The organism is Okeania sp. SIO3B5 (assembly GCF_010692555.1).
Taxonomy (GTDB): Bacteria; Cyanobacteriota; Cyanobacteriia; order Cyanobacteriales; family Microcoleaceae; genus Okeania.
In genome coordinates this window covers 1-17,347 of the sequence record NZ_JAAHHG010000190.1, presented here as the reverse complement: position 1 = coordinate 17,347, position 17,347 = coordinate 1, and the positions used below count along the sequence as shown (strand labels likewise).

The 17,347-nt window shown below is 33.9% G+C and carries 12 protein-coding genes; 7 read left to right on the top strand and 5 right to left on the bottom strand.

Annotated elements, in window-relative coordinates; all coding sequences use genetic code 11:
• Positions 1–109: 109 nt before the first annotated feature.
• The gene (locus tag F6K54_RS22830) at positions 110–964 is read right to left on the bottom strand and encodes a transposase (protein ID WP_293082345.1); all 855 of its coding nucleotides are present in this window, start codon (positions 962–964) and stop codon (positions 110–112) included.
• Between the two features lie 107 nt (positions 965–1,071).
• Here F6K54_RS22830 and F6K54_RS22825 point away from each other — a divergent pair, with 107 nt between their 5' ends.
• The 5 genes from F6K54_RS22825 to F6K54_RS22805 all read left to right on the top strand — a co-directional run bounded on the left by F6K54_RS22825 (position 1,072) and on the right by F6K54_RS22805 (position 7,462).
• The gene (locus tag F6K54_RS22825; RefSeq protein ID WP_287518883.1) at positions 1,072–1,677 is read left to right on the top strand and encodes an IS607 family transposase; all 606 of its coding nucleotides are present in this window, start codon (positions 1,072–1,074) and stop codon (positions 1,675–1,677) included.
• 215 nt (positions 1,678–1,892) lie between these two features.
• A complete protein-coding gene (plsX, locus tag F6K54_RS22820; RefSeq protein ID WP_293082329.1) occupies positions 1,893–2,930 on the top strand; it encodes a phosphate acyltransferase PlsX in 1,038 nt (345 codons plus the stop codon).
• A 417-nt stretch (positions 2,931–3,347) separates the two neighbouring features.
• Positions 3,348–4,355 carry a beta-ketoacyl-ACP synthase 3 gene (locus F6K54_RS22815; protein ID WP_293082326.1) on the top strand — a complete coding sequence of 336 codons (1,008 nt, stop codon included), beginning with the start codon at positions 3,348–3,350 and terminating at the stop codon, positions 4,353–4,355.
• Between the two features lie 724 nt (positions 4,356–5,079).
• Positions 5,080–5,958, top strand: a complete 879-nt coding sequence (gene fabD / locus F6K54_RS22810; RefSeq protein ID WP_293082324.1) for an ACP S-malonyltransferase — start codon at positions 5,080–5,082, stop codon at positions 5,956–5,958.
• A gap of 541 nt (positions 5,959–6,499) precedes the next feature.
• Positions 6,500–7,462: a phosphate ABC transporter substrate-binding protein gene (locus F6K54_RS22805; protein WP_293082321.1), complete on the top strand. Its 963-nt coding sequence runs from the start codon at positions 6,500–6,502 to the stop codon at positions 7,460–7,462.
• 240 nt (positions 7,463–7,702) lie between these two features.
• On the opposite strand, the gene F6K54_RS22800 is transcribed toward F6K54_RS22805, so the two are convergent.
• Both F6K54_RS22800 and F6K54_RS22795 read right to left on the bottom strand, forming a co-directional pair.
• Positions 7,703–8,938, bottom strand: coding sequence for an SGNH/GDSL hydrolase family protein (locus F6K54_RS22800; protein ID WP_293082318.1), 1,236 nt, complete (start codon positions 8,936–8,938; stop codon positions 7,703–7,705).
• Positions 8,939–9,464: 526 nt separating this feature from the next.
• Positions 9,465–10,046, bottom strand: coding sequence for a hypothetical protein (locus tag F6K54_RS22795; protein ID WP_293082316.1), 582 nt, complete (start codon positions 10,044–10,046; stop codon positions 9,465–9,467).
• A 731-nt stretch (positions 10,047–10,777) separates the two neighbouring features.
• On the opposite strand from F6K54_RS22795, the gene yhdJ reads away from it, so the two are divergent.
• A complete protein-coding gene (gene yhdJ / locus F6K54_RS22790) occupies positions 10,778–11,620 on the top strand; it encodes an adenine-specific DNA-methyltransferase (protein WP_293082313.1) in 843 nt (280 codons plus the stop codon).
• Positions 11,621–11,698: 78 nt separating this feature from the next.
• The gene (locus tag F6K54_RS22785; protein WP_293082312.1) at positions 11,699–12,652 is read left to right on the top strand and encodes a restriction endonuclease; all 954 of its coding nucleotides are present in this window, start codon (positions 11,699–11,701) and stop codon (positions 12,650–12,652) included.
• 1,124 nt (positions 12,653–13,776) lie between these two features.
• Here F6K54_RS22785 and F6K54_RS22780 read toward each other — a convergent pair.
• Positions 13,777–14,997, bottom strand: a complete 1,221-nt coding sequence (locus tag F6K54_RS22780) for a DUF790 family protein (RefSeq protein WP_293082309.1) — start codon at positions 14,995–14,997, stop codon at positions 13,777–13,779.
• A gap of 983 nt (positions 14,998–15,980) precedes the next feature.
• Positions 15,981–17,347: DEAD/DEAH box helicase (locus F6K54_RS22775; RefSeq protein ID WP_293082307.1), on the bottom strand; the 1,367-nt coding region annotated here is incomplete at its 5' end.

Sequence of the window (17,347 nt, the reverse complement as noted above, 5' to 3'; positions counted from 1 at the left end):
GGGCGGAGGGAATTTCACCCTCAAGAATATAAGAGTTTTCACAGGTCGAAGTTTTACTTCATGTAGTGACCTAGAAGGCTAGATATACCTGCTTTTCAGCAGTTTTTGACTAACCAACGAGTCGCACACCTATTTGATGCTCAATGCACCAGTTGATAACAAATCTGGCTGCTTTGTTCACATTATCCCGCATCTGACGGTTACGCTTTTCAGTAATAGCTGCTAACTTATCATCCCAATAGTCACCAGGCTTACCTGCTTTGATTTTGGCTACTTGTTTGTTATACCATTGATTTTGAGATTTAACCTTTTTTCCATCAACTATAAAAGCTTTTCCCACATTACTCACACAGGTTAACCAGTTATTCAATCCTGGGTCTATACCTAAGACATTTTCTGCTATTGGCTGGCCTTTTTTAGGTTCTAGTTGGTCATAGACAAACTCTAGGTAAAAGCAGTTATTTCTAGGGACAAACCTAAATTCTTTTACTTGCTTAAAGTCTAGGTTCAAGGGCATTGGTAACAAGAAATGGTCAATACCAAACCACGCTTTAACTTGCTTACCCAGTGGAAACTTAAGCATTTTATTCACCAACTTCACCCAACGCGCTGGATAACTTACAACTGCTAAACCATCTTTTTTACGGTATTTTGGTGGTTTTGGTTTTTGTGTCAGTTGACCTAAAGTAAACATTTTGGCAAGTTTTGCATAAGAGTTGAAGGACTCAATTACAGAGTGCAGTGTTTGTTGGGCACAAGCTGAACGCATTGCCTTAAAATGCGGATTACTTTTTAACTCAAAATCTAGTTCAGCTTTAGACAGAAAGCGTCCTGCTTTAAACAGCATTTGACGACAATAGTAAATCCCGCAGTTAGTAAGCTTATTGGCTTCTGTGCAAAGGTACTCAATAGTTGCCATTACTTCTGGACTACTTTTAACTAAATGTTGCTGACATCCGTACATTGTATTATTTTTTACTTAAATTACTGATAAAATAAAAGATTAAAGGTTTACAAAATTTTACTAAATTATTTGCTAAACTTGTTTATTAAATATCCTAAGTTCTGAAAATGAGCAAAATTTCTATAGGGAAAGCCGCAGAACTACTTGGAGTAGCAGAAAGTACTCTAAGAAGATGGGAACGTGAAGGCAAAATCCAATCAGAAAGAACTAAAAATGGACATCGCCGATATGATGTTACCACTCTTCTTGGACTAAGAGCTGGAGAACGTAAAACTATTGGTTATGCCTGCATTTCCAATTCTGAGCGAACAGCCGATTTAGATAGACAAATTATGGTACTAGAAGCCTACTGTAATAATCAGGGTTGGCTAGTAGAAATTATCCGAGATTTAGGTTCAGGAATCAACTATAGAAAACGGGGATTAGTAAGATTAATAAAAATGATCTGCTCAGAAAAAGTAGAGCGTTTAGTATTAACAAATAAAGACCGTTTAGTAAGATTTGGTTCGGAACTAATCTTTACAATTTGTGAGATTTTTGGCACAGAAATTGTGATTATTAATCACTTGTCTGAATCTACAGAAGAAGAAGATTTGGGTACAGATATCTTAGAAATAATCAAAGTTTTTAGTGCTAGGTTATATGGTAGCCGTAGCCAAAAAAATAAAAAAATAGTCGAAAAATTGCAAGAGGCAGCTAATCAAATAAATTGATAGTTATTAATTCAAAAAAAATCAGTAATTAAGACCTCGGTAAATCGACTAATGAAACTGTATCTTGTATATTTTGTGTGTTTATAGAAAATATTTTTTTGCTGTAATAAATTGAATTAATGTCCGAGAGAGTAATTTTTCAAAAGTCATTCATTCAAAAGTAAATAAATATCAATTAACTGATAAAATCTTGAAGGTTTCTCTAACTTGGGTCAATGGTAATAACACCTACACGAATCGCAATCGACGCTATGGGTGGGGACTATGCCCCATCAGAAATTGTTGAGGGAGCAATACAAGCACAAGAAACTTATGGTGTAAAAGTATTGCTAGTTGGCAACCCTCAGCAAATAAAAGCCTGTATTAATCACAAGTCAAATCAACCTCTGCCAGAAATAGTCCCCGCCGAGGAAATTGTGGAAATGCACGAAGAGCCTTTGACTGCCATTCGACGTAAGTCCAAAGCATCAATTAACGTGGCGATGAAGTTAGTCAAGCAAAAAGAGGCTGATGCTGTGGTATCTGCAGGTCATTCAGGAGCAGTCATGGCCTCCGCTTTACTACGTTTGGGACGACTTCCAGGAATCGATCGCCCTGCAATTGGGGCAGTTTTGCCAACTATGGTTCCTAAAAAACCAGTGTTGATTCTTGATGTTGGGGCAAATGTAGACTGCCGTCCTAAATTTTTAGAACAGTTTGCAGTTATGGGGACAATTTATAGCGAATATGTCCTGGGGACTACCGAGCCAAAAGTGGGACTACTTAATATTGGGGAAGAGCCATCAAAAGGAAATGATTTGGCGGTAAGGACTCATCAAATACTGCAAGAAAATAATCAAATTAAGTTTATCGGTAATGCAGAAGGTCGGGATGTTTTATCTGGCAGTTTTGATGTGATAGTCTGTGATGGCTTTGCTGGAAATGTGTTATTAAAATTTGCTGAGGCAGTGGGTGATGCTGTACTGCAAATGATGAAAGAAGAATTAACGCCAGGTCTGAGTGGGAAAATAGGTACTGCAATATTACGACCTAATTTAAAACGAATGAAGCAAAGAATAGACCATGTAGAACATGGAGGTGGATTACTATTAGGAGTAGGAGGAATTTGTATTATTAGTCATGGTTCTTCTAAAGCTATCGCTATATCTAATGCAATTCGTTCGGCAAGAGATGCAGTAGAAAATAAAGTGATTGAACGAATTAATTCTAACTATGTACCAGAAAATCACAAATCAATAGTCAGCAATCAGTGATTTTTATAGATATTTTAGGTTGATTAACTGTGATGATAAACTACCAAAATTATTGAGTAAAAAAAGGTAGTATAAATTATCAATCATCAAATTAAAATGAGTCAAAAAAACGCAAAATTTGAAACAATAAAATTTAGAGTAAATAGCATTGAATAATAGTTAGTAGAAACTTCATTAATTGATAATGGATAATTGAGAATTACCTCTGGTTAAAACCGTTACGGGATTGAATATAAGAAAATATTATTTCTTCTCTTAGTCAATTGGATATGGCTCCGAGACCTCGCCATCCCTCGACCGCTTTTTTCCCCTTAAAAGAGTCGGCTTTAAACCAGAATTATTTAATTATTAATTATTAATTATTAATTATTAATTATTCGGTAACGATAAAACCAATAAGAGCTTAAAAACTGACAGATGACAAATATCGGTATTGCCATAACAGGAAGCGGTTCAGCTACGCCAACAGTCTCCCTAAGTAACCAACAGTTATCCCAAATAGTAGAGACCTCTGACGAATGGATCGGCACTCGTACAGGGATTCGTAATCGACGACTGGCAGATACAACAGAATCACTATGTACCCTTGCGACTAAAGCATCTCTAGCAGCGATCGCCCAAGCTAATATTACTCCTACAGATATTGATTTGATAATTTTGGCCACATCTACTCCAGATGATTTATTTGGCACTGCCAGTCAAATTCAAGCAGAATTGGGTGCCCAGAAAGCAGTGGCCTTCGATCTGACTGCTGCTTGTTCTGGATTTTTATTTGGTCTAGTCACAGGGGGACAATTTATCCGTACAGGAGTGTTCCAGAATGTTTTGCTCATTGGGGCAGATGTTTTATCCCGATGGGTAGACTGGCGAGATAGAGGCACTTGTGTGTTATTTGGAGATGGCGCTGGTGCTGTAATTTTGCAAGGTTCAGAACGGGACCGACTCTTTGGGTTTGAACTTCGCAGTGATGGTAGTCAAAATAATTGTTTAAATCTTTCTTATCAACCCCAAGCAAAACAAATAATTGAGGGAGTAACTGTTAGTCAAGGTACTTATCAACCAGTCACTATGAATGGGAAAGAGGTCTATCGTTTTGCTGTGCAAAAAGTTCCGGAAGTGATAGAAAAGGCATTATTTAAGGCTAATATGAGTACGGAGAAAATTGACTGGTTATTATTACATCAAGCCAACCAAAGAATTCTTGATTCTGTTGCTAGTAGACTCAAAATTCCCTCAGAAAAAGTTATTAGTAATCTCAGAAATTATGGCAATACTTCTGCTGCTTCTATACCTATAGCTTTAGATGAAGCTGTTAGAGAGGGTAAAGTTAAACCGGGAGATATTATTGCGGCCTCTGGTTTTGGAGCAGGTTTAACTTGGGGAGCAGCAATTTTTGAATGGGGCATTTCAATAATTAATAATTAATAATTAATAATTAATAATTAATAATTAATAATTAATAATTAATAATTAATAATTAAATAATTCTGGTTTAAAGCCTCCAATTTTAAGGAAAAAAAAAGCGGTTGAGGGATGGCGAGGAAACCTGCTCTTGAGAAAGCAGCTCCGAATTAGGGAATAGGGAGTAGGGGAAATAATTGGGTGCATCTCATAGCAAGCAAAAATACTTTTTTCCTATATATTCCCAGCTCCGGTGTTCCCAGCTCCGGTGTTCCCTAAAAGCGATAAATTTTTGGCTTTATTCACCCATTGAGATGTACCCAAATAATTGATTATTTATCTGCAATAATTGATTGAATTTTTTATTAAACAGGGAGTAGGTAGTAGGGAATAGGGAATAGGAGGAAAAGTCTGACGTTATCTGAGCTTTAAACGTAAGCATTCAGCTATTAGCAGTCAGCTTTTCCTGCGGAATGCTGCGCAAACAGCAACAAGACTCTCTCATATAGGACAGTGTTTAAATTAATATAGAATTTAAGGACAAGGGAGCCAACTTTTCTAGTAAGATAATTAATAAAGCTTTTATTGTAAACTAAAAGGAATAGCTGATGGCTGATAGCTGACGGCTGAATGCTTACCTTTAAATTTTTTAACTTTCAAGCACCTTTCCTTCGACTACTATATACTTTCAGGTCTGAATAACTGACAACTTTTAGACACAAATCATAGGCAAAATTTTAATATCAAAATGACAAAAACAGCATGGGTGTTTCCAGGGCAAGGTTCTCAAAAAATTGGTATGGGAATAGATTTATTAGACTTGCCTGCTGCTAAAGCAAAATTTGAGCAAGCTAACGAAATTTTAGGTTGGTCTATTACGGAAATTTGTGAAACCCAAAAAGAAAAATTATCTCAAACTCTTTATACTCAACCCTGTTTATATGTAGTAGAAAGCTTATTAGCAGATGAAATGTTTGCTCATTCTTTTCAACCAGATATTGTTGCAGGTCATAGTTTAGGAGAATATGTTGCTCTCTATATTGCTGGGGTATTCGATTTTGAGACAGGACTAAAATTAGTTGAAAAACGTGCCAAATTTATGAATAATGCCACAGGTGGACAGATGGCAGCTTTAATGGGATTTAATCGAGAAAAGCTTGAAGAAGAACTTCGGCAAACCGCAGATGTTGTTCTGGCAAATGATAATAATTCAGCTCAAGTTGTTATATCTGGTACGCCAGAAGCAGTCGAAACTTTACTCAGCAAAATTAAAGTTAAACGTGCAGTTAAATTAAATGTTTCTGGGGCGTTTCATTCTCACTTAATGGAGTCGGCATCTACAGAATTTAAACAAATATTAGAATCAGTAAAATTTGCTGATGCAAAAATTCCCATGATTTCCAATTTTGAGCCAATTGCTACTACAGATGCAGCGACAATAAAACAACGTCTGGAGCGGCAAATGACAAATGGTGTACGGTGGCGTGAAACATCTTTAGAGATGCAAAAAGAAAAAGTAGAAAAAGTTATAGAAATTGGTCCGGGAAAAGTTCTCACTGGCTTAATTAAACGAACTTGTCCAGATTTTAAATTGGTAAATGTAAGTTGTTTAAAGGATATTAACTAGCTAATTAATAATTAATAATTAATAATTAATAATTAATAATTAATAACTAGAGATCACAAAGTTATGCAAAAAAACTATTGGCTTTGAAGACTGAAAGTATTACTGGCAAGAGCTTACAATAGTTGCAACTTTGAAGAAAGAGTTTTTAACCTTTAGATCGCTGAAAGCCTTAACTAGCAATAGTTATTCCAAGAACTTTGCACTGTCTAGTTAATAATTAATAATTAATTATTAACTATTAATTATTAGGGTTTGCTGAATAAAGCCTTTTTGCTGAAACAGGGAATAGGGAATAGATATGGAGGGAATAGTTAAGAGTCAGGAGTTAGGGGAGTTATAGAGAAGGTGATAGTTCATAATAGCAAGAGTGATTGTTCTGTCCTCCTCACCCAAAAATCCTAACTTTTTGAGCATCAAGAGCTAAAAACCTGGTACTTTTTCCAGACCCAAAAAGGCTAAAAGCTTTATCTGTAAATGCTTTTATATTTAATCAGCAAGCCCTAATTAATTGTTGAACTCTGCCTTACCTTTATAAACAATCATGGCTAAAAATAATGCACCACCACTAATTTTTTTTATACTATTATTTTTCCTACTAGCTGGAGGAGGATACTGGTTTTTATTAAATCAAAATCAATCAGATACTAACAACAATATTGTTAATAATTCATCAGCAAAATTAAGCATCGCTGAAGCAGCTAATCAAATCGTATCTAATCTAGATGTTTCTCTACCAAATCCCAATATATTAGCAATGGATGGTAGCGTAACTATGGTTAAATTAATCAAGCTGATGGAAAATGCTTATGAACAAAAATATCCTAATATTCCCATAACTTATGGAGTACCTGAAGGTAGACCAAATGGCTCTAATCAAGGCATCAAAAATTTACTAGAAAATAGAGTACAAATAGCAGCAATATCTCGTACTTTACGACCAGAAGAGTCTCAAGCAAACATTAAATTAATTCCTATTGCCAAAGATTCTTTAGCAGTAGTAGTCGGAGTTAATAATCCCTACAAAGGAAGTTTAACATTAGACCAACTAAAAGATATTTATCAGGGAAAAATAGTTAATTGGTCAGAAGTTGGTGGTGATGATTTACCGATAAAAGTTATCAACCGTTCTGTCAAAAGTGGCAGTTACAATTTCTTTCAAGATGTTGTATTGTTAGGAGAATCTTTTGCTCCAGATAGTTCAAATTTTATTACATATCAAAGAGATGTCACAACTCCAATTTTACGAGAGTTGAAAAATAATGGAATTAGTTATACCACAGTAGCTCAAGCAAAAAATCAAACTACCGTTAAAATCTTACCAATAAACGGAATTTCACCTGTAGATCAAACTACTCTTAATAATGATAACTATCCTCTGAGTCGTAGTGTGTTTTTAGCAGTACCAAATCAAACAAGTTTAGCTGTAAAAAATTTTCTAGAATTAGCTTTATCAACCCAAGGTCAACAAATTGTACAACAAGCAGATTTTATACCTTTAGAATAAATGCAGTTTTCTTCATCTCTTCACTGTAGTTACTCCTGATACTTATGGCACTGCTCCCACTCCTAATCCTCTTAACTTATAAGAAGAGTTCATTAATGGATAATGGATAATGGATAATTAATAATTAATAATTAATAATTAATAATTCGGTAATTCGGTAATTCTAAATTCTAAATTCTAAATTCTAAATTCTAAATTCTAAATTCTAAATTCTTGAAACCAATGCTACCGGATTTGATATTAGCCTTCAGAAGCCTCCAAAATACTAACCAATTCTGAAATCTCTGTAATGGATTTTATTGCTGTATCTGCCACAAAACTATGAACATTGGTAGTAGGATGTATGTCATCAAAGAATAAAAAATCATCGGGGTTAATTGCTCCAGAAGCTAAGAAATTATCTGTGACATTCGTAAAGCCAAAATCAGTAGGGTTAGCAATAATATCGTCAATTGTATTCCTAAAATCAGGGCTAATAATATTAATACTTGGGTCTTGCTCTAATATTTGGGAAGCTGCTGCTAAACCACTATTGTGACTTTCACTTAAGAAGCTTAATCCCTGTTGTAGTTCTGGCGGTAAACTCTGTCCGAATGGAGTCAAACCTAGATCGGGTAAATTTGGCAACAGAAAATTTCTGGCTCCAATGCTTGCTAGCTTATTTACTGCCACTGACAAATTACCCACACTTGACTGCACACCTTGGATGCTACCGCCTAAATAATCATTTCCACCGGCCCACACTACATACAAAGCATCAGGGTCAGTTTCTGGAGTATCCGCAATAAAATTATCAATTTGTGTTTGTAGTCCAATTAACAGTGGGGGAGTACTTTCTGGCAATAGATTATTGGTATCATTAACAAACCCTGTGGTGGCTCCATTTACTGCAAAATTGAGACTGGGGTTAGATGTTAACTCTAATTGTGGTGCAAGAGTTTCTATCCATAGAGGGCCGTTGCTAATGCGACCTTCAAAGTAGGGAGGACTGGGTGGCAACAGACCGCCAGTAGCTGCAAAAGCATTGCCTGTATCAGACAAACTATCGCCAAATACATAGATATCGCTGAATAACAAACGTGGCAACCGTCCTTCAAATTGACCAGTATTGAGAAAGTGTTCTGTTGCTGTGAGTGAGGTAGTTGCTAGTGCTTCACCAACATCTGAGTAACGGTTTAGATAAAAACTGGTGTCTAATAAAGTACTGGGATCGCGTTGTTCAAATTGACCAAAATTGATGAAGTGTTCTATAGGTGTCAAAACATTTTGTTCTACAACAGCAGCAACTCCAGGGTTATTAGCAAGATAGAAATCAGTATTGAAAATAGCGTTAGGATCGCGACTTTCAAATTGACCAAACCGAATAAAATGGAAAAAGCCATCACTTACTGTGCCATTGACGATTGCTTCAGCCACTTCTGGGTAGGTTTCTAAATAGAATTGTTCATCAAATAGTTCGTTGATAGTTAATGCCATTTCAGTTATCAGTTATCAGTTATCAGTTATCAGTACCTCTAGCTGTTTGCGCAGCATGACCTAGGAAAGCAAAGCGTATAAGTAGTCAGCTTTTTAGTATTTATACAGCGTTTTCCGTTGTTATGAGGTACAAAATTTTAGGTTTGAGGGAACAGGGAACAGGGAACAGGGAACAGGGAACAGAAAAGAATAAAAACGACTGTACCTCATAGCTTCGGAAACTGCTGTAAGTAGGCTTGAGAAAGTTTATCCCAAATTTTCTTCGGAAATATTGTTAATAAGAATATGGATTATCACATCAGATAACCCATCCTAAATACCATAAACAAACTTATTTATGTACTTACCGAATAATTAATAATTAATAATTAATAATTAAATAATTCAGCTTTATTAGCCTCCCCTTTCAAGGGGAAAATAAAGAAATAATATTTCCTTATGTTCAATCCTCTCGGTTTTAGCCAGATGTAATTATCCATTATCCATTATCAATTGTCAATTAATGAATTTCTTCTTCCTGCAATTACTAATTAGAGGTCAAAAGCACAAAATCAGTTACTTTATCTCCATTGTAAGTCCGCCAATGTTCTGATACTTGAAAAAACTGTTCACTATTTGGAATTTGATTCACAATTCTGAAAATTTCTGAAGTATAATTTTTTTCTTGGCAAGGTTGATTTTTTCTGATGCTAGTAACTAAGTTTTCCATAAATTGATACCCATCACAAAAGGCATTTGGTGGATAACCCATTTCTCCTTCACTATAAGCTTTTCCAGCAATAGAAATTATATTGTGATAAAAAGAATGTGAGTCCATTTTATCTATATGTTTGTGTAATTTCAAAGGTGATGGTGCTATTAAGTAGACATCTTCACAGTCCGGTTCACAATACATCAATTCATCCCAACTTCTATAAGATTGTAGAGTTTCTCCTGACTCTAATTCATAACCTAAAGCAAACTGCATTTCATCTAATAATTCTGTTTCCCCATCTTTTTGAGATATTAGTTCAAGCCAATTATGAATAGTATTATATAGTTCCATTTCTGATAGTGAAAGTAAAGCTTTTTTTACAGCTTCGGTATGTAATTGAGTTTTGATTTTCACGACGTTACCTCCTTTTTTGTATAGTGAATAGACTTTGATTGAACTTATATTAGTTAACTTTTCTGAAGGAGATATCCTTCAGGATTAACTATAAATATTTGGCAGTATTCTGCTTGTATAGGAAGCAGAAGATAATAATTTGAATTTCCTCTATTAACAGATTTATCCTTTGAAGATTACTCCTATAATACTAAGGAATACCATTCTCTTTCGGTTTTTTATTTCTGTTATATAGTTGTCACAGGATAACTATTGATTTTGTCGATCCCAATCGGTAAATTCCTACCTAAGTGTATGAATTTCTTGTGGGTAAGAAAATTAAATAAGTAATTATACTGTTAGCATACTTTTTAATACTCCTCCGCTTGGAAGGCCCTTTACGACTTTGCGTCGTCATATCGGCCTTGAGTGGAGAATATTTATCTGCCAAAACTCTTACTATAGTATATAAACAAATTTTTGTAAATCAAAATTTGGGCAGTATGTATTTATTTTTAATTTTATTGTTTAACCTTAGGTGAGTATGGATGTATTGGGTTTTAACTATGAGGTGTTATATCATGTTCGGATAATTAGTTATAAAAAACCTTCTCCCTTTGAAGCTTTCTTTCCCTTCTGCCTTCTGCCTTCTGCCTTCTGCCTTTCTTCCACTAAAGTATAAGTATTCAACCAAATATTATATTAAGAAGCTACAGTATACTTGATCAGTCAATAAATTCTAAAATGGTCAAATGAAAGTATGGCAAATTGAGGAAAACCAAATTATCTGGGGAGAAGCGATCGCTGCTTTGGACAGCTATGTAAAAGATAGTAGTATCGATCTAATATTTGCCGATCCTCCTTATAATATTGGCAAGAAATTTAATGGTAGACAAAACAAATGGGATTCTAATAATGAATATATAAAATGGTGTTATCAGTGGATAGATTTATGTTTGAGGAAATTGAAAAATACAGGTAGTATTTACATTATGGCAGCAACACAATATATGCCATATCTAGATATACATTTAAGGGATAAAATCACTATTCTTTCCCGAATTATTTGGTATTATGATAGTTCAGGAGTTCAGGCAAAGAAATACTTTGGTTCGTTATACGAGCCTATTTTATTTGGTGTAAAAGACCGCAATAACTATACATTCAACTATGAAGAAATAATGGTTGAAGCCAAAACAGGTGCAGTGCGTAAATTGATTGATTATCGCAAAGCAAAACCAGCACCTTATAATACTCAAAAAGTGCCTGGGAATGTTTGGTATATTCCCAGAGTTAGATATAGAATGCCTGAGTATAGAAATCATCCGACTCAGAAACCAGAAGCTTTATTGGAAAGAATTATTAAAGCTAGTAGTAATCCTGGTAATTTAATTTTAGATTTATTTGCCGGAACATTCACAACATCTGTAGTAGCTCAAAGATTGGGTAGAAAATTTATCAGTATAGAAATAGAAGAAGAGTATGTAAAATTAGGATTAGAACGATTAGATTTGGTTTCTGAAACTCAAAATAATCAGAATTTTTTCAAGAATAAAGCTATTCAATTAAGTTTGGATCTAATGATGGGTGATTAGATGGAACATGAGTTTACACAAGTAATCAAAAGCATTCTGAAGAAGGCTTTTAGAGATCGATCGGAATTAATCTATTCAATGTCTCCTATTTTACAATATATTAATGTCAAAACTAGAGCTGCTAATCGAGGATCAAAAGCCAGAAATTCTTTTGGTAATTTGTATGCAATTTATGTTTTAGTTGAGGATTATGTAAAAAAAGGATTTGATGAAAGTGGTCAATACAATTTCTATGAAGGTAGCAAGTATTCTGAACTTTTAAGGCGACAAAGAGAATTGCCTTTTGGGCAAAAATTACAAAACCATGCTTTGAATCACAGATTAAACCAAGAATTTAAAAAATATTTTCCTACTTGTGATTATATTCCTGTTATCAGAGAATCTTCAAATAATCGGTATTGGTTTAATGAAAATTTACTTCTTTGTATAACTGAAGATAAAATTTACAATCTAGGAGCGATAATTCTTAAAATAATTGATAAGTATATTGAGACTAAAATTGATGCTTTTGAAAATTTCATAAACTCTTGCGAACAAATAAATAAATTAGTAGAAGCAAATCAAAATGAGGCTGTTGATTTTATCGTTGAACTTTTACAACCAAATGTCGATGCTAGATTATTTCAGATAGTTAGCTATAGCATTTTGAAATATTATTACTACGAACAGACTATATTTTTTGGTTTTGATATGCAAGATATACAACAAGAAAATTTGAAACTCTATAAAACAGGGCGAACTAATGCTAATGATGGCGGAATAGATTTTGTAATGAAACCATTAGGTAGATTTTTTCAAGTCACTGAAACAACCGATTTTAAAAAGTATTTCTTAGATATTGATAAAATAGAAAAGTATCCCATAACTTTCGTAATTAAAGCAACTGAAAATACAGATAAACTGTTACAAAAAATTAGAAAGAAGGCTGAACAGCAATACTCTGTCAATTTAATAGTCGATAAGTATATAGACTGTATAGAAGAAATTATTAATCTGCCAATTTTGAGAGAACGTTTTAAGCACGCTGTATAAATAGGATACTTGAGTAATATATTAGAGGAAATAATTAAACAAAGCAAAGTAGAATTTAACTATAATTTTATTTAATAAAAATAAATTAATTATATACTCATAAAAATTCCAAGTATCCTTGATTTTTAGCAATTACTACAAATAGGTCGTAGTGGAAAATAAAAAAGTTTTTATCATTGACTTTTTATTGACTATTATCATCATAAATTTGACTTGAACCTAGAGGTTTTTTTATAAAAAATCAACTAAAAATTAATCAGAATAAAGTTGTTATTACTAATCTAATAATCTGACTCATTGTGATTTTTTTAGTAGTCATCTAAATTTCTTGAATCAGGTAATTATTTAAAATTTTAGATGGTAGGTTGTAGTTCAACAATGAATAATGAATAATGAATAATGAATAATGAATAATTACCTCTCCTTGAAAAGAAGAGGATTGACTAATAATGAAATTTTTTCTTTATTATCTCCTTAAAAGGGGAGGCTTTAAACCACAATTTTTCGGTAAAAAAAGTATACTTTTCTCTCTAATACCAAATTAATAAATGGTTGCTACAAATAGCTAGGATATTTCTTAGGAGTCAGTCCTCAGGAGTCAGAATGAATGGCTTTCATACCATTTTTTAGAGCGTAAATGTAGGCATTCAGCTATTAGCAGTTAACTTTTAGCTGTTTCAGAGATAATGTGTATACACTGCTAAGGTCAAGGTCAGTTTTTTTCCAATACTTTATAATTCTCCTGAAATTTTTTGATACTAATTCCTGCCCCTCAAGGCAATGAATTAATAGCTGATAGCTGACGGCTGACGGCTGAATGCTTACGCGTAAATCATCTTTTTTTTTTCAAAGGAACATTTCTTGTAAAGTCTTTTTGTTGCTCTTACTATTCGTAACATTCTTTTTTAAAATTGGTATAAAATCAATATTTTTTGAACTATTATCGAATAATTAATAATTAATAATTAATAATTAAATAATTCGCGCCTTGAAGCCTCCCCTTTTAAGGGGAAAAAAAGAAATAATATTTCCTTATTTTCAATCAAGAGCGGTTTTAGCCAGAGGTAATTATCAATTATCCATTATCCATTATCAATTAATAAACAATTACCCATTATCAAAAATTAAATAGAGTTCAAAACTTCTAAGACTGATTTAGGTAACAACTTATCCTTAAACCAGACAATAGGTACTGGCACATCTTTCACTTTTACACCAGCTTTTTCCAAATTTAGTCGTTCAGAAACTGCCAATATTAAATTATCACACTCAGCACTTTGCACCTGATAAAATTTCTTTTTTAAATATTCCGGTCGCCAATATCCAACTATTTCTAATAAATATGATTGTCCATTGGGATGTACCAGTCTAAAATCAGGAATCATTACACTACCAGGAATTGGAATTAAATCAACTTCTCTTTCTAACTTCCACTCGGTTTTTAACTTAGCCCAACGTTCTGCAAATGATGCTTCTAACATACTATCGTAGGGTTTTCCTGGTGGATAATGACTAACTAAATCGCAATCAGAATTAAGGCTAAATCGACCTTTTTTCCAAGTTCCACTATAGGTGTCACGATTTTGTAAAGTTGCGTGTAAACTCCATTTTGTAACGTGTAGTAATGCGGGTAAAATTTTTGCTAGTGCTAAACCGTAACGAGTGCTGGGTTTAAATAAACTATAAGGCCCATCAATTGTGAGGGTAAAACCATGATCAGCATCTCCTTCAATATAAGTCATTAATTGAAATAATTTTACATACCTAAATAAGAGTTTGTATTCTCCTGGATCATTGCGATGAGCGTTTAATTCAATATGACTAGCTTTATAAAAAATACCTTGCACTTGAGACAGATTATATCTATGTAATAAAGCTTCTGATGTAGGAGCATCAAATTGAGTCAAAATTCTATTTTCTTGTAAGTCAGCATAGAGACCTTTTTTAATCTCATCAGGCATAACTTCTCGGTTTAATTCTTGACTCATTTGTGCGGCTAATTTTTCGAGAGTTAATTCTGTTGATTGGATACTAGGAACAACTTCTGCTGCTGTAGTAAAAACACGCTTTCTTAATTCTATTGGTTCCAGAGGACTGATAATTTCAAAGGTAGAAAAACTGCCTCTAAGCATATGTGCTAATCCTCTTTTGAAGCGATAGTTGGGGTCATCTCCTTCAATTTCTTGTAAACGTTTATCCAGTTCTCCTTGAGTTTTGCCTACTGTTTCTTCAAAAGAGTTAATCATCTCTGTGGCAATAGCTAAATTTTTAGCATCAATTTTGAGTTTTTGAGGAATAATTGTTTCTCCGGTTTGGCGATGAGAAAGTAAGTCAGTTGGTAACATAGTTATTAAGTTAAAAGTATAAGTCAAAAGTCAAAAGTCAAAAGTCAAAAGTCAAAAGTAAGATTTTATCCGCTCAAAAGTATAAGTCAAAAGTCAAAAGTAAGATTTTATTGGTAACATAGTTATTAAGTTAAAAGTTAAAAGTCAAAAGTCAAAAGTCAAAAGTATAAGTCAAAATTTAAAAATTAAAAGTTAAAAGTAAGATTTTATCCGCTCAAAATTCAAAATTCAAAAGTCAAAAGTAAGATTTTATTGGTAACATAGTTATTAATTCAAAATTCAAAATTCAAAAGTCAAAAGTAAGATTTTATCCGCTCAAAATTCAAAATTCAAAATTCAAAATTCAAAAGTCAAAAGTAAGATTTTATCCGCTCAAAACTTTAATCCTAAAGTATAATCCTAAAGTATAAGTCAAAAGTCAAAAGTAAGATTTTATAGGCTCAAAACTTTAATCCTACAGTACAGGAAATTATTGGCATTGCATAAATGCGCTTGGGATTTTAATAGTTTTGTGGAATGGACATCTTGCCCGTTCCTTATACTTTCCCGTTCCTGATATTTTCAACACTTATATTCACCTCGCACCTCAGCAATGCCAAATTATTTAACATTTAAAGTTTGAAACTATTTAGGATAAAAAAGTTATCTCAATATTAATAGTTAGTGGTTTGATAAGGTTAGTAGATACAATTTTTGTGGTGGTGCATTGTAATGAATGATTTACATCATGTTCCCCCTCCGGGGGAGCTGCGCTAACGGATAATCAGTTATAAAAAATCTTATCTCTTTGAACCTTTCTTTCCCTTCTGCCTTCTGCCTTCTGCCCTCTGCCTTCCTTTCTCCAAAGTATAAGTATTTAACCGAAAATGATATTATGACGCGAGCAAGATGCTCGCACTAATTGTCTTAATTAACCTGGCGGTTCCTATAATAAACAAATGGAATTGCTATAGTTATTTTTTTGCTTTATTCATTCTCAAAAATCAGAAAAACTCATCAATATTAAAACCATCATTAAATTCTGATTCCAGGTCTTCATCGTCTTCATCGTCTTCTATTTTTGATTTATTTTCCAAATCATTTTCATCATTTTTTTCATCGCTTCCCCATTTTGCACCTGGTTCGGCAGCACGTTTAGCAGCATAATTGTTAACTCCATAAATTGGTTCTGGCTTCACAATTTCTAACGGTTTAACTTCTGTTTTAGCCTCTTCTTGTTCTTGATATTTAGGAGATTTTTTCGGTCTAATTTTACCTCTACGTCTGCGAGAAGTTTGTTCTTCACTCGTATTTTCCGTAACAACTTCATACAAAATTGCTAACTTATTTTTATCGCTACCTCGACGTAAAACTCGACCCAATCTTTGAATATATTCTCGTTCACTTCCAGTACCAGATAAAATAATTGCTACCCTTGCATCTGGCACATCAACTCCTTCATTTAAAACATGAGAAGCTACAAGAGTTTTATATTCGCCAGTTCTAAATTTACTTAAAACTTCATGCCTTTCTTTCACAGGAGTTTGGTGAGTTATTGCCGGAATTAAAAAGTCATGGGAAATCCGATAAACTGTTGTATTATCAGCCGTAAAAATTAAAGTACGTTCGGGAAAATGTTGAGCCAATAAATTAGCAAGAGTTCGTAATTTTCCATCAGTACCAAGAGCAATTTCTTTAGCTTGACGATGGGCTAACATTGCTCGACGTCCAGCCTTGGAACGGGCACTTGCTATAACAAAATTTTTCCAACCATTTAACCCACCTAACTTAATATTTGCCTGCTTTAAAAAGTCATTTCTAATTGTCATTAACTTGTTATATTCTTCCCGTTCTTGTGCAGAAAGTTTAACCATTATTTGCACAATTTTATGGTCAGCTAAAGCGGCACCTGCCAATTCTTCAGGAGTCTTGCTAAAAACAGTAGGTCCAATTAAATAATCTAGGTCAGAATGACGACCATCAGAACGGTTAGGAGTTGCTGTCAAACCTAGACGATAAGGAGCGATCGCGTATTCGGCAATTACCCGATAAAAATCAGTAGGTAAGTGGTGACATTCATCAAAAACTAATAGAGCATATTTATTGCCGATCGCCTCCGCATGAATAGTCGCACTATCGTAAGTCGCTACTAAAATTGGTGTTTTGTCGCGAGAGCCCCCACCAAGTAACCCCACCTCCACATCTGGAAAAGCTGCATTCAAATGTGCGTACCACTGGTGCATCAAATCTAGGGTAGGTACTACTACCAGAGTACTACGGGGAGTTGCCTGCATTGCCAGTTGGGCCAAATATGTTTTACCCGAAGCAGTAGGGAGAATCACAACTCCATTTCTGCCAGACTGTTTCAAAA